At 42.3% G+C, this 19,734-nt stretch carries 15 protein-coding genes and 2 pseudogenes; 2 read left to right on the top strand and 15 right to left on the bottom strand.

What is annotated here, in order from left to right:
* Positions 1-108: 108 nt before the first annotated feature.
* The 8 genes from BAZ21_RS16605 to BAZ21_RS29040 all read right to left on the bottom strand — a co-directional run bounded on the left by BAZ21_RS16605 (position 109) and on the right by BAZ21_RS29040 (position 7,200).
* Complete coding sequence (locus BAZ21_RS16605) at positions 109-951, bottom strand: Sir2 family NAD-dependent protein deacetylase (protein WP_068503006.1); 843 nt, start codon at positions 949-951, stop codon at positions 109-111.
* Between the two features lie 149 nt (positions 952-1,100).
* Positions 1,101-2,042 (bottom strand): protein-ADP-ribose hydrolase, encoded by a 942-nt coding sequence (locus BAZ21_RS16600; RefSeq protein WP_084011724.1) that lies wholly within the window; start codon positions 2,040-2,042, stop codon positions 1,101-1,103.
* Between the two features lie 142 nt (positions 2,043-2,184).
* The gene (locus BAZ21_RS16595; RefSeq protein ID WP_068503003.1) at positions 2,185-3,696 is read right to left on the bottom strand and encodes an ABC transporter permease/substrate-binding protein; all 1,512 of its coding nucleotides are present in this window, start codon (positions 3,694-3,696) and stop codon (positions 2,185-2,187) included.
* Complete coding sequence (locus BAZ21_RS16590; RefSeq protein WP_068503001.1) at positions 3,693-4,646, bottom strand: ABC transporter ATP-binding protein; 954 nt, start codon at positions 4,644-4,646, stop codon at positions 3,693-3,695. Before BAZ21_RS16590 ends, BAZ21_RS16595 begins: the two co-directional genes overlap by 4 nt.
* Positions 4,643-5,506, bottom strand: coding sequence for an SDR family oxidoreductase (locus tag BAZ21_RS16585; protein ID WP_068502998.1), 864 nt, complete (start codon positions 5,504-5,506; stop codon positions 4,643-4,645). Before BAZ21_RS16585 ends, BAZ21_RS16590 begins: the two co-directional genes overlap by 4 nt.
* A gap of 12 nt (positions 5,507-5,518) precedes the next feature.
* Complete coding sequence (locus BAZ21_RS29045; RefSeq protein WP_176718161.1) at positions 5,519-5,800, bottom strand: hypothetical protein; 282 nt, start codon at positions 5,798-5,800, stop codon at positions 5,519-5,521.
* A gap of 7 nt (positions 5,801-5,807) precedes the next feature.
* Positions 5,808-6,929, bottom strand: a complete 1,122-nt coding sequence (locus BAZ21_RS28010; RefSeq protein WP_256021464.1) for a nuclear transport factor 2 family protein — start codon at positions 6,927-6,929, stop codon at positions 5,808-5,810.
* 130 nt (positions 6,930-7,059) lie between these two features.
* The gene (locus BAZ21_RS29040) at positions 7,060-7,200 is read right to left on the bottom strand and encodes a hypothetical protein (RefSeq protein ID WP_176718160.1); all 141 of its coding nucleotides are present in this window, start codon (positions 7,198-7,200) and stop codon (positions 7,060-7,062) included.
* A gap of 396 nt (positions 7,201-7,596) precedes the next feature.
* Here BAZ21_RS29040 and BAZ21_RS16575 point away from each other — a divergent pair, with 396 nt between their 5' ends.
* Positions 7,597-8,037 carry an Rrf2 family transcriptional regulator gene (locus BAZ21_RS16575; RefSeq protein WP_068502995.1) on the top strand — a complete coding sequence of 147 codons (441 nt, stop codon included), beginning with the start codon at positions 7,597-7,599 and terminating at the stop codon, positions 8,035-8,037.
* Between the two features lie 12 nt (positions 8,038-8,049).
* Here BAZ21_RS16575 and BAZ21_RS29730 read toward each other — a convergent pair.
* The 3 genes and pseudogenes from BAZ21_RS29730 to BAZ21_RS16560 all read right to left on the bottom strand — a co-directional run.
* Positions 8,050-8,412, bottom strand: a pseudogene (locus BAZ21_RS29730) (transposase); the annotation flags it as partial.
* Between the two features lie 243 nt (positions 8,413-8,655).
* Entirely contained in the window at positions 8,656-10,068 is a 1,413-nt protein-coding gene (locus BAZ21_RS16565) for a glycoside hydrolase family 1 protein (protein ID WP_068502991.1), read from the bottom strand.
* 27 nt (positions 10,069-10,095) lie between these two features.
* Positions 10,096-11,961 carry a glucose PTS transporter subunit IIA gene (locus tag BAZ21_RS16560; protein WP_068502988.1) on the bottom strand — a complete coding sequence of 622 codons (1,866 nt, stop codon included), beginning with the start codon at positions 11,959-11,961 and terminating at the stop codon, positions 10,096-10,098.
* Between the two features lie 471 nt (positions 11,962-12,432).
* Between BAZ21_RS16560 and BAZ21_RS16555 the strand changes: the two genes are divergently transcribed.
* On the top strand, positions 12,433-13,341 hold the full coding sequence (locus BAZ21_RS16555; protein ID WP_068502985.1) for a LysR family transcriptional regulator: 909 nt from the start codon (positions 12,433-12,435) through the stop codon (positions 13,339-13,341).
* Positions 13,342-13,974: 633 nt separating this feature from the next.
* On the opposite strand, the gene BAZ21_RS29035 is transcribed toward BAZ21_RS16555, so the two are convergent.
* The 4 genes and pseudogenes from BAZ21_RS29035 to BAZ21_RS16535 all read right to left on the bottom strand — a co-directional run.
* Positions 13,975-14,247, bottom strand: coding sequence for a hypothetical protein (locus BAZ21_RS29035; RefSeq protein WP_053326165.1), 273 nt, complete (start codon positions 14,245-14,247; stop codon positions 13,975-13,977).
* A gap of 80 nt (positions 14,248-14,327) precedes the next feature.
* Positions 14,328-15,200, bottom strand: coding sequence for a hypothetical protein (locus tag BAZ21_RS16545; protein WP_141694988.1), 873 nt, complete (start codon positions 15,198-15,200; stop codon positions 14,328-14,330).
* Between the two features lie 498 nt (positions 15,201-15,698).
* A pseudogene (locus tag BAZ21_RS16540) lies at positions 15,699-16,537 on the bottom strand (IS4 family transposase).
* Between the two features lie 580 nt (positions 16,538-17,117).
* Positions 17,118-19,734 (bottom strand): condensation domain-containing protein (locus BAZ21_RS16535; RefSeq protein ID WP_141694985.1); only part of this gene is annotated, 2,617 nt, incomplete at its 5' end.

Raw genomic sequence — 19,734 nt, 5'->3', positions numbered from 1 at the left:
AACTCCACCATACCATCAGATAAAAGAAAACAACTATGCACAAAATTTATTGAAATTGAATCATTTCGAGGGAGTTCAATGAAACACCCTATTTTTGCATTTAAGAGTTTAACTAATTATCGCTGATACAACTTCATGCATATTCTCTGAAAAAGCAATGGTTTTATCTTTGTTTTCTACAAAGCCCTCTGGATTATCTTTATTAAATCGGACTAAGGTTGCATTTATATTATGATAAGTTAACCGTTCAAATGGATATCGCATAATTGCTGGGGTATTAAACCCAACTCCTAATTCTAAATAAACGATTCTCTTCCCATCAGATTCTTGAAGAAATTTGTTGTAGGCTTCATTTAATCGGTACCATTTCTCATCCTGGACAAAGTATTGATTGATTCTGAGGTGTGGATCCATATTTTCACCACAGACCGGACATTTGGGAACTAGCTCAGTAGGTATTTTGCAATCAACTGTCTTATTAATCATTTCCTTAACTAGCCCCTCATTACCATACACCCTATCATGGTACCCTTTAGCACATTGAAGATATCCATAATTGCCTTGTACCTCAAAAATTTTATCTGGCGGAAAACCTGCTTTCTCAAACTGGCTGTCAACATTGGTCGTGATAACGAAATGCTTTTTACCCTGTACCAACTGTTTTAAGCTCAAATAAAGCTCAGTCGTACCTACTTCATACCGGTTAAGGCTAATATGTTTTGCCCAGTAAGCCCATCTTTCTTCTTGTGTTCTAAACGGATAAAAACCGGAGGTGTACATATCGGTTAAGCCGTACCTTTCAATAAAAGGTGCGAAATTCCTCCTAAACCTTTCACCACCGTACTCAATGCCAGCAGCAGCTGATAAACCTGCACCGCCACCTAGAAGAATATATTCTGCACCTTCTATAACTTTCTTTGCTTGGGCTATTCGGTGTGTAAAGTCATTCATTAAATGTGGTCATTCCTTTCTAAACAGAATTGGATATTGTAAAGCTTTCCAGCAAATATTTGTACGGGTTGTCTAGGAATAACTGTATTTCCCAAACGGACGTATTCTTGGTTTTCCCTCTTCAATCCTTGTCAAAAAAAATACTAAAGTTAACCTTTATATCGGTCTATAACATTGCGGTATACCTCTTCATCTTCTTGGCTATAAACATTAAAAATAATTCGGTCAAATCGTTCAGGATGCTTCTGTAGCCACTCGCTTACCGTTCTTATTGCGTTCTGTGCCGCCTCCAACTTGGGGTAGCTAAAAACCCCAGTGGATATGGCGCAAAAAGCAATACTGCGGATGTTCTTTACTTGCGAAGCAAGGTTGAGACAGGACGTATAGCAGGAGGAAAGTTCCTCTTCCTGTGATCGCTGCGACGGGGTCTCATGAGGAACAATGGGGCCAACCGTATGGAGAACAAATCGCGATGGAAGGTGGTATGCTTTTGTTACTTTAGCATCACCAGTAAGCTCTGGATGACCCTGAAGTTTCATAATTATTTGGCAGTCCTCGCGAAGCTCGGGCCCAGCCGCGGTATGAATTGCATTATCAATGCATGAATGCAAGGGTTGGAAGCATCCCAGCATTTGATGATTAGCAGCGTTCACAATAGCATCGACATCCAAGCTAGTGATATCCCCTCGCCAAAGGACGAGAGGGTCTGCAGGCAAATTCTTTAAGAAGATACCTTCACTCTGAAGGGTTGGAAGTTTATTGGCATCCACAATTCCTTTTCTTTCTTTCTCATACTCAAGCAAGATATCAAAAGCTTGCATGGCCGATGGATCCATCGGTGCAGGTTGTCTTACGTTCTGAACTGCGTGAATCAGCTTTCTTTTTTCAGTTTGTTCTCGAGGAATTTGGTCGGAATCGATAATACCTTCTAACTGAAAATATCTTAACAATTTATCAATTGCCCTTATATATTGATCTTCTGTCAGTAAAGAAGGATTGATGATACGTGTCGGTTCGTCCAGCAAAATGGCTTGACGATAGTCATCCAATTTCAAACCAGGATAGCCATCTTTTACTCGATTCCCCTTCATGTGACCCACTCCTTTAATTTTTCCCAGGATATAAAGAAAAAGCCATGTTATGGCCTTTCCTTTATACTAATTAGATTATGTTTCTTCGATTTGTTTTTGGTGTTTAAGAAAGTGGAAATTCATAAATTTACAATGCTGGACATTATAACAATCCATTTTTTAGCAAAAATTCTTTGGCTACTTCTTCTGCACTTTTTCCTTTAACAGCAACACTGTAATTTAAACTTCGCATTTCATTGTCCGTAATTCTTCCGCCCAATTTATTTAGAGCCATAATAAGTTGCGGGTACTTTTCTACCGTTTCTTGACGTAGTAAAGGCGCTCCCTGATATGGTGGAAAGAAGTGCTTATCGTCCTCAAGTACGGTCAGTTGATATTGCTTGAGTTCACTGTCGGTGGAATAGGCATCAACCAGATTGATCTCCCCATTTTTCACCGCGTTATATCTTAATTTAGGTTCCATGGTTGTCACCGAAGGGAATTTAAAGCCATAAACCTTCATCAAACCTGGATATCCATCTTCACGGTCCGTGAATTCTCTAGTGAATCCCGCTTTAATCAGATGCTGAACATGGGCAAGATCAGAGATTGTTTTTATTTGGTACTTTTCCGCGAATGACCTAGGTACGGCCAAAGCATATGTGTTGTTATACTGCATTGGCTCGAGCAAAGCCATTTTAAGTTTGGTCATTCCTTTCCTAGCCTGCTCATATACTTCCTTGCTGTCAGTGCTCACAGGTGCTTCTTTTAGGAATTCCGCAATTGCTGTGCCTGTAAACTCAGGATAAATATCAATGCTGCCTGATTGGAGGGCATTATAAACAAAAGAGGTGCCGCCAAGATTAGGCTGTAGACTCACGGTCAGATCTGTATTTTTTTCAATCAACAACTTGTACATATTAATTAGTATTTCTGGCTCGGTTCCCATCTTACCAGCAATCACAAGCTGATTTTCCTTATTCCCTCCGATGAGTGGTAACGTCACCATGAGTACGACCACAATTGCCATGGCGGTGACTGTTCCAAGGGCCTTCTTGAAGGATACTTTCTCTAATAGACGAAGCAGCACGTCAAAGAGAACCGCCAAAAGCGCTGCAGGTATAGCTCCAATTACAATAAGTGAGGTATCATTTCGGTCAATCCCCAAAAGAATGAGGTCCCCCAGCCCGCCTGCGCCAATGAGAGCAGCCATCGTCGCCGTACCGATAATTAGGACTGTTGCCGTCCGAATGCCTGCCATGATCACCGGCATAGCTAGAGGCAATTCTACTCTCAAAAGACTTTTACGTTGGTTCATCCCCATTGCGCTTGCTGCCTCGAGCAAAGAAGGTTCAATTTCTTTAATTCCTGTATACGTGTTTCGAAGGATCGGAAGCAAGGCGTAAACAACCAGCGCTATAATTGCGGGGACGGTTCCGATGCCAACAAGTGGGATCAGCAAACCTAGTAAAGCCAGAGAAGGAACGGTTTGCAGTACCGCTGCAATACCAATAATGGGTTCGGCCGCTTTCGGCTTACGCGTCAAATAGATCCCCAGGGGAATAGCAATCAGCAGCGCAAAAAAAAGAGCAAGGAACGATATTTGGATGTGTTCAAGAAAGGCTCTAAATAGTTCGCCTTTTCTGTCCTGAAACACATTTATTAACTCACTCATACATGCAGCCTCTTTTCTTTGAAGTCGTTCGCCAGATGCTCCAAGACCGATTCCTTACGTATTAATCCCACTACTTTTCCATTTTGCTCTACAGGCACTACACTAACCCGAGTAAGCCGTTCAAGAATATCATAAGGAGGTGTGTTTGCAGGTACCGCATCTTTAGCGGACCAGCTGCTGACATTCTCCGTCAGTGGGCTCACCCATTCCATGATATCTACCTGTTTATGATGTCCTCCAACAAAGTCACTGACAAATGAATTCACGGGCTCATTTATGAGTTCAAATGGCGTACCCACCTGAACAACATTCCCCTGATTCATCAGACATACCCGATCTCCTAATTTCATAGCTTCCTGCATGTCATGGGTGACAAATACGATCGTTTTTTTGATTTTCCGCTGAATCTCCAAAAGATCATCCTGCAATTTCTCACGGCTAAACGGATCAAGAGCACTAAATGGTTCATCCATTATTAAAATTTCAGGGTCTGCCGCCAGAGCTCGGATAACTCCAACACGTTGCTGTTGCCCCCCGGATAATTCCGATGGTTTGCGTTGACGATACGCTGCTGGTTCTAGGCCCACCATGGCAAGTAACTCGTCGACTCGAGAAGTGATTTTTTCTTTACTCCATCCGATAAGCTCTGGAACGACCGCTATGTTTTCAGCAATTGTCATATGTGGGAACAAAGCAATCTGTTGAAGAACATAACCAATATTCCAGCGAAGCTCATGAATGTTGTAGTCACTTATTCTTTTACCGTTAATCCAAACGGTCCCCTTTGTAAGGTCAATCAGCCGGTTTATCATTTTCAACGTTGTCGTTTTACCGCATCCGCTCGGTCCAATAAGAACAAAAAATTCACCTTCCCTGATATCTAAATCCAAAGAGTCTACAGCACGCGTTCCATCGGGAAATTGCTTGCTCACCTGGTCAAAACGTATCATTGTTTGTTCCTTTCGTAAGTTCGATTAAGGTAACTCTCCAGATTCTCAGGATATTTACCTGTAACCAAGAAATAATCGTTAGTTACCTCATCCATCAGTTTGCGTTCTGCAGCAACATATAATGAAACCAGCACTTTGCCAAATCCCTTCGGTTCATCATACGTATTAGCAAATTCATCAACTGTCATCGGATGATACTGGATTGAAGAATGACTCACTCGACTCAGAATTTCAGCCAGTTCGGTCATGGAGTATGCCTGTTCACCTGTTAAGGTGTATCTGCCACCATGAAGATCCGGGTTTATAGCAATCTGTATGACCGCCTTTGCAATGTCTTCTCTAGAGATAAATGTTATTTTGCCGTCACCGACCGGGTACAACAAACGCCCTCCTTGGATCAATTCGGGTAAATAAGGAGCCAATGGATCGGCATACATTGCATTGCGAATAAGTGTATACTTGAGGTTGCTGGAAGCAAGACGTCGTGAAGCGTATCCGAAAAACGGGCTCATTTTAAAAGGATTATTCTCCTGATCAGCCACAAATCCTACAAAGATGAAATGTTTTACGCCAGCAATCTCCGCAGCTTGTACCGACTTCTCAAACTCTGCGATCCGTACGGTGCTGGGGAATGAAATACTTGGAATATAAACAAGTACATCCGTTTCTTTATAAGCATCAATCATCTCTTCAAGATGATTGTATTCACCCTTCCGGATCGTAACCCCTTTCCTTGCAAATAACTCTGCCTTTTGGGGATTTCGTACGGACAACACGAGTTCCTCAGGGGATAACTGACGAAGCGCCTCCTGCGTTATTTTTTGTCCTAAATGTCCAGTTGCTCCAGTAATATTAATCATTTTAATGTCCCCTTATGAATTAGGTATTGTAAAGGTTTCTGATTGGCGCCCATCCAGATAGGAAACGGAAGCTTTACCTTCCTCAATATAGAAAATTTCAAAAACTGGATGGTTTCCTTGATGGTATATAGACCGCACTAATTCATTGGTATCGATAATGCGTTGTTTAATTCCCTGATCTTGATCATACCGGATTCTTCCTCTAATTCGAAGAATGGCTAGATCTGGGGTGGAAAGAGAAAACTCTATATATATCGTTCGCCATGATTGATTTCCCTTGTTTCCTCGATTCATTCTTAAATTAAAATTTGCTGTTACTGTTTGCCCATTCACTTTGTGGTGGTATGGTTTCAAGTACATCCCAATGTTCTGCGATTTTTCCATTCTCCACACGGAACAAGTCGTAGTATGAAGTTGGTTTACCTCCAAATTCACCTTCACTGACAACCAGCACCATGTTTCCCTGACCGATCACCTTATGAATCTTGTCATAGATCATTGTAATTCCTTGAGCCGACATATCGCTCAGTGCTTTCCCCAATCCCGACACGCCGTCTGCAATGGAAGGATTGTGTTGAATATAACTATCTCCATTAAAATAGCTATTCAGTTTTTCCGGATGTTCTCCCACCAGAATATCTTTTACAAATTGTTCGACGAACGTTTTATTTGCTGCGGTTTTATCCAAGTCTGAAATGGCTGTAGTTCCATCCAGCATGGTGTGACCGCTTGGATTAGGATCAGCTTTCAATTGTAGGTTGTCCCAATGTTCAACAATTTTGCCGTCTTCAAAACGGAAAATATCAAAGCCAGCTTTTGGACCGCCGAAGTTATAGTCGGTATGGATGGCAACATAATCCCCGTCCACGATAACACGTTTAATATTGACCGTGGTTCCTGCCGCTTTTAATTGGTCCAGTGCTCCTAGCATGACATCACGGCCATTGGGGAAGGACAAGTTATGTTGATTGTATTTATCTGGATTGATATACGCTTTAATTGCGGAAGGATCTCCGGATTCCAGGCTTTTTATTACTGCGATAGCTTTATCGGCATTGGATGCAACGGTTTCTGGATTTACAGCAACTAGTTTCTCAAGTGTATCTTGCACAAAAGACGCCGGGATATAAAAACGATTATCCTCACCGATCATCGGTGCTTTTTCTAATTTGACATTCTTACCATTAACCATAGCTTTTCCGTTATTTAGCTTAAGAACAACTGTAATTCCTCCAACCAAAAGTGTCAGGCTTTTATTTTTGTTATCCCACTTGGCGGTTCCAGTTTTAAGTTCATTCATGACAGTGGGTACAGACTTGAATGTGTTATCAGGGATATTTATTGCTGCAGCCGATATGACGTTCAAAGAACCGACTGTTAGGGCAGCTCCCAAAAGAGTTGTTGCTACAATTTTTTTATTCATTACAAACCTCTTCCATTGCATTTTAACTGAAATCATTTTAGTTACAGTAACTGAAACTATTATAGTTTTAGTTTGAACCAGCGTCAAGCCATTTACATTTATTCAAGAAAAAATGGACAACCCGTGAGAACTAACCCTTGAACCCCCCTTTCCTTCTGCCATGAGTTCCGCTCCACATTCCACCATTCGTGATTTTCTCAATAGTCTGTACGAGATCCGTCTCTTTGCCATTAATGATATGAGTAGCACCGATTTCCTTGGCCAGCTGCAATCGACTGTTATGTACGCTTGGCAGCCATGATTTCGCTTATTCCAACCGCGCCGCAACCATAACAGCAACGATGGAGCCAAATTCAGGATCGAGTTTATTAAGTATAGTTTCTACCAAAAGAAGACTGACCAAAGAAGGTCGAAATATTGTGTCCTTCTATCGACAATCGATGAGTATGATCTTTCATTACTCCTCCAAAATCCAGTTCGTTAAAATGCCGGCAGGTTGATGAGAGTAAAGGTAGTGGCATCGGCTATTGACAGTAAAAGTAGTTATCCTTAAAATTATACTGAAACTGAATTAATTTCAGTTATTATCATTGCTAACTACACTTCTAAGAGTAGCGAAGTTTGGTATACTATGTATGAGTATTGAACTAAAGTGGAGGTTTTACCCATGTCAGTGAGCTGGTTTCCTATAGCAGTGCATGCCTTAGCTTTGCTATCGACATCTGAAGAAGGTTATTCAAGTGCATATATCGCTGCAAGCGTGAATACTCATTCCGTTTTCCTACGGAGAGTCCTCGCGAAGCTCGTCAAAAATGGACTTCTTGAGACTAAAGAAGGCGGCGGTGGGGGATATCGTTTGGTAAGGCCAGCAAATCAGTTAACACTTGCTGAGGTCTATAAGTCCTTGGAAGGTAATTCTTTTATTTCTTTAAGCCCAGCTGAACCAAATGAGGATTGTCCTGTAGGTTCTGGCATTCGATCAGCTTTTCAAGAAATTATCGATGATATTGACAATATAGTCTTTCAAAGATTAGAGACTATCAGTATTGCTGAAGTTGCTTCCCGTGCGATTACTCACGGGAAGCAACGCAAAGCTAATAAGACATAAAAAGGCGTTTAACTAAGTTAAACACCTCAGATTGTCGAGAAACCCCGTCTTTTGAGACGCCGGTTTCTTTTTCTTTTCGTAATAATTGGCTTGCATCTGGGAAAAACGGGGGGTACCCCTGTTTCTCCAGGCGATCCAAGTGAACGCCATCTTCTTCATGTTCTGCACGGCTGCCGTCATCAGGGCTTGTTCCCTGACGCTCGGAAGTCCGCGCAAACGGCAATAGCGAAGCCCATGAAGCTCTTTGGCATCCGTGAAGCTTCGCTCAATCGTCTCTTTTTGTTTGCGGTACAGGTGCTTCCCGGATAGGCTCAGCCGGTTGCTCCGTACCCATTCTTTGCTGTCTTCCCAGACATGGCGAGTCACCACTTTGCGAAGCAAATGATCTTGGGGCACCAGTTCTTCCAAGGAAACCAATTCAAAGGATTGCTGTTTGTCTCGATGAGATCGCAGCATACCAACACCGTCCGTTCTATACAATAGTTACCTATATTGTACAACATTAACGCGGTGTCGCATTAAATAAAATCAACATAAAAGAAGCTGTCGAGACTTTCTCGACAGCCTGAGGCGTTTACCTAAGTTAAACGCCTTTTTATTTATAGAAAATTCAGTCGGTTATTTAAGACATTCTCCATTAGTTTTAATAACATTTTGATACCAATAAAAGGATTTCTTCTTCGTTCTTTTTAATGTTCCATTCCCTTTGTTGTCCAAGTCTACATGGATAAATCCATACCGTTTTTCTATATCCAAGTGTCCCGCAGAGATAATATCAATTGGCCCCCAATACGTATATCCCATAATAGACACTCCGTCCTTTATTGCCTCTTTCAAAGCAAGTAAATGTTGTCTTAAGTATTCTATGCGATAGTCATCTTGAATTTGTCCATCCACCACGTTATCTTTCGCTCCCAAGCCATTTTCAACAGGAATTAACGGAATTTGATATCGATCCCACAATTCATTCAAGGTATATCTAAAACCTATAGGGTCTATTTGCCATCCGAATTCACTTGTCTCGAGATAAGGATTTGGTGTGCCTATGTCGCCACCAGTATCCCCGAAATAGGGTTGCCCTGCCTCATGTGTTGTTGTTCTATAGTAACTGAATGCCAAGAAATCATTCGTATATGTTTTAATGAGCTCCAAATCTTCATCGAGCATCTCAATATGGCAATCATGTTCTTCCCAAAGGCGGTAAATATATGTTGGATAGTATCCTCTAATCATAACATCTGGAAAAAACAATGCTCTCCTTCTGATATCTTGCGTTTCGAATACCGCGACTGGATCACAGTTGTTAGGATAAATGTTACTTAAGGACATCATGCAACCAATTTTAGCGTCGGGTATAATCTGTCGGCATAGTTTGATAGCCCGAGCATTAGCTACAAACATATGGTGACTGGCCTGGTAGATCGCTTGCATACGATTTTCATTTTCTTTGTATAAAATGCCCCCAACATAGAATGGATTCCTTCTCATATTATTAATTTCATTAAACGTTAACCAGTACTTCACTTTGTCTTTGTAGCGATTAAAAATCACTTCACAGTAACGTTCAAAAAAGCTAATTAATTTCCGATTTCTCCAACTATCATATTTCTCAACCAGATGATAAGGCGTTTCATAATGGGAGATGGTCACCAGAGGTTGAATGCCGTATTTCAACAACTCATCAAATAACTCATCGTAGAACTGTAATCCTTTTTCATTAGGTTGATCATCATCGCCATTAGGAAAAATTCTTGACCAGTTAATAGATGTTCTGAAAATTTTAAACCCCAGTTCCCCAAAAAGTTTCACATCTTCCTTAAAACGATGATAAAAATCGATTCCCTTTTCTAAGGGATGATATTTTCCTTCTTCTGGCTTTCCGAAGGAACCTGCATCAGTCAAACCTTTCAAAAAACAACTTGCTAAATCGAGACCTTTTCCATCTACCCATCCACCTTCAGCCTGATTAGCTGAAATAGCTCCGCCCCACAAAAAGTTTTCCGGAAACTTATCTTGGTAAGTATGTTTCATGTTGATATTTCTCTCCCTTTATTTATATTATTTAATTTCAGCAACAGGACTTAGCCCATTACCCACTTCTCCATATTCCAATAATTGAGTGTCCTTATCTTTTGGATCTGTAAAAATGAGCAATACAGAGAGATCAAGATTTGTCGTACGTAAATATTCCAAATCAAGTACAACCAGTTCTTCTCCAACATCTAACCGTTGGCCTTCTTTAACCTTGACATCAAATCCTTTTCCTTTCAGTGAAACGGTATTTATTCCTATATGAATAAGAATTTCAACACCGTCATCTCTTGTTATTCCATAGGCATGACCTCCTTTAAAGACTGTCGTTAATACTCCACTGCAAGGTGAAACAATAACATTTCCTTGTGCAGTAAAGGCAACTCCCTCTCCCATTGCTTTAGTTGAGAAAACTTCATCTTTGACTTCCGACAATGGAAAGGAAGTACCATCCACAATTGAGACGATTGTAGAATCTGATTGATTAGTTGCTGGTATTGGCGGCGAGCTTACTTCTTGTTTCAAATTCCCTTCATCGACTCCCATAATAAATGCCACTATGCCCGAAACAACGATTGCCAAAAGACAGGCAAAAAACATAATAATAAGGGTATCCTTAAAGATAGGTAGCGCTAGAATGGTTGTTTTCCCCATAAAATAAGCTCGTGCTCCAAATAAGCCCGCAAAAATACCTCCCACAGCACCGCCAGCCATAACTCCAATGAGTGGTTTTTTATATCTTAAAGCAATACCATAGACTGCTGGCTCTGTAATACCTGCAAAAATACTCCCAAAACCAATAGATAATGCCTCTGAGCGTAGTGCTTTATTTTTGGTTCGTAGTCCAACACCTAGGGACGCTCCGCCTTCTGCCATGGCATGCAAGATTAGCGCTGGTTTGAAAAACGGATCATAACCGGGATTCGCAAAACTCTGAACCATAAAAGGCACAACAACGGTATGCGTTCCTGTCATCACCAAGAATGGCAGTATGGCTGCCAGTAAACCCACAACAACTAACCCAAATGTTCCTTGTGTCCAGAGCAATCCATTTACTATTACCGTCCCGACAAGGTTGCCGAAAGGGCCGAAAATGATAAATGTCAATGCAGAAGCAGTCGTTACGGTTAACATGCCTACCAAAACAGATTTTAAGATTCCAGGAATAATTTTATTGAAGAATTTCTCTAGATAATAGACGGCAATAGTTGAAAGTAAAGCAGGAATCATCGTACTTGAATACTTAATAAGAAGCACAGGTAATCCAAATAAAGTTGTTGACCCTCCATTCTCCACCAATGCCGTAAAGCTTGGATATACCAACGCACAAGCAACAATAAACGCATAGAGCGGATTTGATTTTAGTTTTCTTGATGCTCCATACGCTACAAAAATAGGCATAAAATAAAATGGAACGTCAGCTACAAAACCAAGTAACGTATAGGTTTCGGTTTTTTCAAATGAGGGGGCAATCATTACAATGATCATGAGCACAAGCTTCAGCATTCCGCCTGCGATCAAACCAGTGACCATTGGACTCACTGAACCTGCAATAAAATTGATAAGATCTAAAGCCAGATTTTTAATGTTTTTAGGCTTCTTTTCTTTTTCAGGAAGGGTTCCGCTTTCGCCCCCCTCCTCGCCAGAAAATTGATAATTTTTCATGATCATGTCATATGCCGGCAGTAAATTCTTCCCCATTACAACTTGGAGCTGGTCAGCCCCAAAAACAGCTGAAAGAACACCATCTATCGCTTTTAGTGCCTCTAAATCTGCCTTGCTTTCATCTTTGACGATAAAACGAAGGCGAGTCATGCAGTGTGACAGAGAGACAATGTTTCCTTCTCCGCCACTTTTTTTAACTATTTCATCCGTAATCTTCTTGTAGTCCATGCTGATTCTCCTTTCGCAAACTAAAAAACTAAATAAATTACCTTTGTTACTTGTCCAAAAATGAATATGCTTGCAGCTTTTCAAAAAAAAAGAATGCGCTTGCATTTTGTCTGGAAAACTAGTTTAAGGAGTCGCTCATAAAGTGAGCTCGACAAAAACGATCACATCAAGGGCATGTAGTTACAGTCCTGCCAATAGAATGCAAACTGTTGCAGTATTACTAATCGTATCTTGCCCCAACACGTCAGTGAAAGGTTCCCTCATTTTAGAATCGAAATAGATCATACAAATATGTGAGTATTTACTTTAGTTAGCCACAATCCATTTTACCGAATTAGCTTTCGTCTCAGAAGCAACCCTCTTTTCGTAAATTTTGTTTGCTCTTTAAGTATAAAAGAATCATTTATTTTATAAATCGAATATATTTGATATATAATATCTAAAAAACCAATATTAAAGGAGGTAGAGACTATGGATCATGAAAGCCTTTCTACATTTTTATCCATTACTAAACACGGGAATATCGCAAAAGCTGCAAACGAATTATTTATCAGTCAGGGTACTGCCAGTACCCGAATTCAACATTTGGAAAAGGACTTGGGAGTACAGCTTTTCTATCGTCAAAGAGGGGTAAGAAAATTATCTTTGACTCCAGAAGGAGAAGCACTTTTACCAATAGCCCAGCAATGTGCAGCATTATGGCAAGATGCTTATCATTTAAAAAATATTCAGTTTTTTAAGGAATTGCGTATTGCTGCAATTGATATGCTCAATACTTTCCTATTCTCAGATATTTATAAAAAGTTTATGAATACTCATAAAAAAATCATTTTAACTATACAAACTGAACACTCTACAGAGATTCATCAGCTTATTGAGAATCAATTGATGGACATCGGTTTTGTCTTTAGCTTACATATGTTCCCAAATATTATATCAAAACCTTTGTACCGAGAAGATATGGTTTTTCTACATCATAAGGAGGCACACTTTGCTTTTTCAAAAAATATAAAAGACCTGAAGGAGGAAGATGAGATTTATTTACGTTGGTCTACCGAATTTAATCTTTGGCATAATCATTATTTTAATTTTACAAATAGGAGGAAAATTACTTTAGGGACGGTTTCTATGCTGCCAAACTTCCTTGGAGATGAAAAAAGCTGGACTATCGTCTCCAGAAGTATTGCAGATATTATGATTACAAAAATACCTGAGCTTTGTGCATCTGATATTGATAATCCACCACCTCAAAGAACTGCCTATATACTTTTTCATAAGTATCCAAAAGCGGGGATAAAAGAAGAACTACAAATTTTCTTGAATGAAGTAATTAATTATATTAGAAAGCGCACATCCATAACTTTGTTATATAAAGAATAAATATGTACTTAACAAATTTGAATAAAACTTTGTTACCTAGTGTATGTATTGTATGTTTTAGACCAAAGAAGTAAAAGAAGGAATTTCCCGGTTTGGAATCCTTCTTTTTTCCTTTTTAATATCTTAGACAACAGCAAGCTCTTTAGATTTCTTTAACTTTTCAATTCTTTTTTGGCAAAAGCAGACTATTGCTGCCCCGCTAATCACGTACAAACCGTTCATAGAGATAATAGTACATCATAGTCTTACCAATCAGCAGAACAATGTCTTTTTCTATAATTACCGCAATAGCCTCCCTTTAATTTAATGCCACCGAGTGAGTCTAACACTTTATATTTCATTACTTTATTTTCTTGAGACATAAATAGCTAATCCAGCAGACAAAAAAACCGGTCATCCTAAATTAGGACAACCGATTTATAAAACTAAGGAAGTAACTATACTGTAAAGGTACCAACTTTAATGTAACTGAACAATTATATGTCAGGTGATAAAAAAGTGTGGAACCAATTTTGTTGATTTTATTGTGCGTGCCGCGGCATTTGATAAACGCGAAAAAAAGAAAGTGTGGAACCACTAGAAATTACCATGAAAAGAAAGTTGGAGACTTGTACTATTACGATAATATAATTTTCATAACCATTTCCTCAATATACTGAATGTCGCATATAACGTGCTTAAATGATCAATTTTCTTTTTCAAAGAATTATCTCTAATAATCTGTCCATCTTTAGTCCATTGTCCATATATTTGAACTAACCGCCCTGTAGTTCGTGAGAGTTCAAGAAGTGCTGTCTTCAGATGCTCTTTTTGAACTAAAGTTAGGTTATTATCCATTTTTATTTTATTAAATTCTTCTATCAAATCTCTTACTAATTCATTATTCACTTCTTTCAATGAAGCCATTATATCTCTAGCTAGTTTATTAATTCTCTTTTTTTGTTCGAATGATAGCTTGATTTTACTTAATTCTTTAAATAGTGAACTTATGGAAGGTAGATTACTATTCCAGCCTCCTGATTCAATACTGAAAAAAACGTTTCGGCATAATACCAAAAGTCTTCTCCAAGAGCTTCACGTTTCCTTTTTATCTCTTGATACCCTGGAACTAAACATACTTCGGTTTGGACATCTTTGTACTCTAATTCAGCAGATTTATAGATTGATTTTCCGCAAATAGTTAAAAGGTAGCTCAATTTATCTAAGTTTGGTTTCGCTAAATTCTTTTTCCCATTAAGTTGACCCTTGTGAACATAGTCCTTAAGTGAATCAATTATATCCACCATTAAACCGATAAACTCTTCCTTCTGATCTTCCTTAAATTTTTTTACTCTCTCAATTAAATTGTCATAATAAACTGACAATTGGCTCTCGTTCGAGATATTTGAGACAAGTGTATTTATAAGTAACGAAAGATGTGATACGCAACAATTAGCAATAATTTTCCTGATTATATACCTTTTATAAGGATAACTATTTGAAGGTGTAATTAAATATTCAAACTCACTCATTTTTAAGTTCTGAAGCCAATTTTCAAAATTCTCTTTTGTTGCCCAGGCTAAAAAATTTATAACAGTTTGAACTCTTCTGTCATCTAGTGAATTCAAACTATCTATTATTGGTTTAATATTAGTAGGTAATGGAACAAAGTAATCACCCCCTTCATCATATTCTTCGTAATCGAGTTCAGTTCCGTTAACGTCTTCTTTTCTAATTGTTGATTCTTCCTCTTCAATGTTATAAACCAGTTTACCAATTGCAGGTACAGGTATTATATCCTCTTCGTCTGCAATCGTTCTAACTTTATAAATTCCATTATCGTGCTTTATTACTTTTATTTGTTGTTCTAAGGCTTCCAAGGTATCTAGTGTCACGGGAGCCGCACAGTCTTCGTGCCATCATACGATATTAAAAAACCTAATGAGGTGAGCCTATTGTTCGTTCAATTAACCGTGAGTGAGATAATGATCTGAAAACAAAAAAACTGGCACAAAAAATATCTCGATGGATAAGCCTTGAAAAAACAGCATCATTTTATGATAAATCTAAATGGGATTTATGCAGGAAATGCAGGATATAAAGAGAGTCTTAAAAATCTCAATTCAGCTTATTCGACCCCTTTTACAAAATAAAAAACTACCAAGCAGATTTGGGTGGTAGTTTTATCCAGTAGTTATTCCAATGCCTTAGATATTCTCACTAGCGTTGCATAAAACATTGACAGACAATTCAGATAATTAGCATCTACCATGAGAACCAAAAGGTCGAGCAGCCACTAAAGGTAGCCCTGTCCATTTGAAAATTTATGTATATTTACTTGGCTTTTGCGTCAGACAACGCCCTTCGGGCCGGCTCAGTTACGTGGGTTCTAACCGCTTTCGTCCTGCCGACTTGCGGCTCGGTTTTCGCTTCATACGCCCGATCCACTGTGCATAGGGCTTCCAAATCAGAGCCTTCAGCCACCGCTGGATTTGCAGGAGGGAGTGCTCTACGTTCGCGTCCAGTTTGGTCAGCATAAGCAGGCAAAAAGCGATGAGTGTCAGCCAAACCTGGTTGTGCACTGCCTGTTTGCTTGTTCCATAGAAATGCTTAATCTTCAGGTGCTGCTTCATCCATTTGAAGAAGGTCTCAATGGCCCAGCGGCTGCGGTACATCTCACTGATTTCATCGCAAGACAGACCGAAACGGTTGGTGAGCAGAATGAGAAAATTGCCCTGTGAATCGGTTGTTTCCATCATGCGAAGCTTGTGCTTCATCCGCTTTTGCGTGGAACCTACCAGCCCCCATTCATCCATGGTGACCTTGCTGTCCTCTGGAATTTCAAGCGATTGGAGCGGTTCGATCACCGCGTTCTCCTTCAAGCGAGTCACGAAGTATATCCCGTCCGAGCAATAACGATCGTATGCTTTGTAGTCCACGTAACCGCGGTCAACACATAGGTGATTCCGGCATCTTCGATAAGGTCATCCATCTGTGTCCGGTCATTTTTCTTGGCTGTCGTAATGGTTGCCTTCTCTGGCAGGACCTCATGAGCATCTGCAAAAGCAAGGCGGAGGTGAAGCTTTATACCAGCCTTGGTCTTGCGAAAGTCGGCCCACTTGTACCTCCGCAAGCAAAGAGCAACGGTGGTAGAGTCGATAATCCGGAGTGCTTTGCGGTCTGCTATCGAACAGCCATGCCTAGACAAAATCTGCATAGCCAGCCGCTCGAAAACCTGCTGGAGCAGGTCCTGATCCACCTGATTATGCTTGCGGCATAATTGTGCCGGTGAGATCGATTCCAAGCCTAGCATTCCTGTTGAAATTCCTTACTCAGAACGTCGTCGGCTATCTCTCTCAGCCCTTCCTGCGGCCTATTTCGGCCATTGTATTTCGGAACTTTTCCCCTATGAGGTAGTAGTAAACGAGTAGCCGCGGCGCACGTTTTAGATATCTGTATTTCTTCCTGTAGTCTTCGTGTGCCTTTTGTTATTCTTCTGGTGTCATAGTCAAAAGATTAAACTCGTCTGCAACGATCGGCAATTACTTCTTTTCGTTTTTCGGGTATTCGGATTTTATGGTGGAATTATCTCTGTTTAAATGGTTTGATTCTTAGTATACCAAAGGTAAACTACGATTTCTGTTGTGTTTTGTCGATTTTCCGATAAATTGAAATAGTTACTCAGCGGCACTTGACGTCAGATTCCTGTGGTGGATTTTCCCCTTTCATTTGGAAAAAAACACCCGGCTGGATGCGTACCGAGAGAAATACGGCATACACCCAAGCCGGGTAAGGGATTAGAAAATAATATCAATGGCCTCCAGCACATCTTGCTCCTGTTCGGATTGCCCGTTCAGGGAAATATCCTTCAACAGCACCGAAGGCTGTTCGCAAATTTGGGTGATGATCACGAGCAGGTCCTGAGCGAAATTGTCGATCAGATTGAGCGTAAACAACTTGGTGGCATATTCAAACTGCCCGTTCATTCCCTCATCCAGCAACGAAATGACCAAGGTAAGATCAAATTGGGAAACCGTATGAGTTTCCGGATAAGATTCGATCTTGATATCCCCGAAGCTTTGAACGTTATCTTCCTTGGTTTCCAGAGCAAACATGACATCGAATACAGGATTGCGGCTTTGATCTCGCGGCGCCTGCAGCTTTTTCACAAGCTCCTCGAACGGATAATCCTGGTGGTCGTAGGCCCCCAGCATCGTTTCTTTGACTTCGTTCAAGTAAGCGAGGAACGTCTTCTCCCCGGACGGATAATGGCGAATCGCCAAAGTGTTGACAAACATTCCGATGAGCGGCTCCAGGTCGGCATGTGTGCGGCCCGAAACCGGCGTGCCTACAATGAAGTCTTCTTGTCCCGAGTACTTGCTGAGCAGGATTGAATAGGCCGCCAATAACACCATATAAAGGGTGGCACCGTTCTCATCGGCGATGCGCTGCAAGCTGTCGGTCATCTGCTTGTCGATGCTGAAAGGCAGCACATCTCCCTCAAAGCTGCGAGCGGCAGGTCTGACAAAGTCCGTAGGCAGTTCAAGCGTCGGCAGTTCGCCTTCCAGCACGTCCAGCCAGTAGGCTTCCTGACGTTTCAGCCGCTCTTTTACAGGTTCGGACTGCTGCCAAGCGGCGAATTCCTTGTATTGAATCCGAAGCGGTTCCAGAGTCTCGCCGTTATACAGGCGCAGCAGCTCTTCGACGAAGATGCCCATCGACATGCCATCCGTGACGATATGATGAATGTCCAGCATGAGCAGATGCCGTTCCGCTTCCCATTCGACTAAACCCACACGCAGCAGCGGCGGCCGCTCCAAATCAAAGACGCGCACAAAGCCGTCTACGATGCTCTTCGTTTCACTTTCTGTCGCTTTCGTATACTCGACGGCAAACTTCAAGTCCGGATAAATCCGTTGTACCGGTTCGCCGTCGACCATTTCGAAGCCGGTTCGCAAAATTTCGTGACGAGCTATCAATCCTTTGAGCGCCGCCTCGAATTGATTCCGTTCCAAGCGCCCGACGAGAACCGTCATGCCGGACATGTTGTAGCTAAGCTCGGCGCCTTCCATCTGCTGCTGGATGTACAGCCGTTTTTGCACGGAGGAAAGCGGATAGTAATCCCTCTTATCCAGAACCGGAATGGAGAGGTGTTCCTGCCGCTCCAATTGGCTGATCACTTCGGCCATCGCTTCGATGGTCGAGTGCCGGAACACATCGCGCAGCGGCAGGTCCACGCTCAGCTCCTTGTGCACCTTGCTGACCAGCGTCGTCGCCCGCAGGGAGTGCCCGCCGAGGTCGAAGAAGTTGTCCGTCACGCCAATCGTGACCGGCCCGAGCACGTCCTGCCAGATGGCGACCAGTTTCGCCTCCAGTTCGGTGCGCGGCGCCACGTATTCGCGGCCTGCGCTTGCTCCCCCTTCCGGCGCCGGCAGCGCCTTCCGGTCGATTTTCCCGTTCGGCGTCAGAGGCAGGCGCTCCAGCTCGACGAAGTACGACGGGATCATGTAACCCGGCAGCTCGCTGGAGATCGCCCGTTTCAGGTCTGCCGCCGTCAGTTCGCCATCCGTTGTGTAGTACGCGCACAGCGCTTTCTGCCCGTTCGCGTCACTTCGAACCAGCACCACCGCTTCGCGCACGCCTTCCACCCGCAGCAGCTGCGACTCGATCTCGCCCGTCTCGATCCGGTAGCCCCGGATTTTCGCCTGGTTGTCGATCCGGCCGATGAAGTCCACGTTCCCGTCCTCCATCCACCGCGCCAAGTCTCCCGTGCGGTACAGCCGCTCGCCCGCGGCGAACGGGCTGTCTACGAACTTCTCTTCCGTCAGCTCCGGACGGTTCAAGTACCCGCGCGCTACCCCGACTCCACCGATAACCAGCTCGCCCAGCACCCCGACCGGCACCGGGTTCAGATGCGCGTCCACGATGTAGAATTTCGCATTCAGCCACGCTTTACCGATCGGCACATGGCCTGTCTGCGGCAGCTTTGTCAGCGGCTCGTCGTAGAAACTTGAGTCGATCGCCGCTTCCGTCACGCCGTATGCGTTGATGATCCGGAACAACGAGCCGAAGCGTTCCTGCAAGGTCCGGTAATCCGCCACGCTGCAGCTGTCCGAGCTCGTGATCAACAGCTCCAACCGGCTCATATCCAGTTGCTGCTCGTGCACGTACTCCAGGAACGGCACGATCAGCGCCGGCGTCGATTCGAAGAGGGTGACCCGCTCCCGCTCCATCCAGTGGTGCAGACGAGACGGATCGATCCGGTCGTCCTTCGGCACAATCACCATCGTGCCTCCGTTGTACAGCGTCCGCGCGATATCTCCCACGAACACGTCAAACGAGAAGCTTGCGAGCTGCAGCAGCCGCACCGGGAACTGATCCAACCGGTATTCCCGCCGGTAGCCCGCCGCCGTG

This window comes from Paenibacillus kribbensis (assembly GCF_001705305.1).
GTDB lineage: Bacteria > Bacillota > Bacilli > Paenibacillales > Paenibacillaceae > Paenibacillus > Paenibacillus kribbensis_B.
The sequence above is the reverse complement of the archived record's forward strand: the minus strand, read 5'-3'. Positions and strand labels throughout refer to the sequence as shown.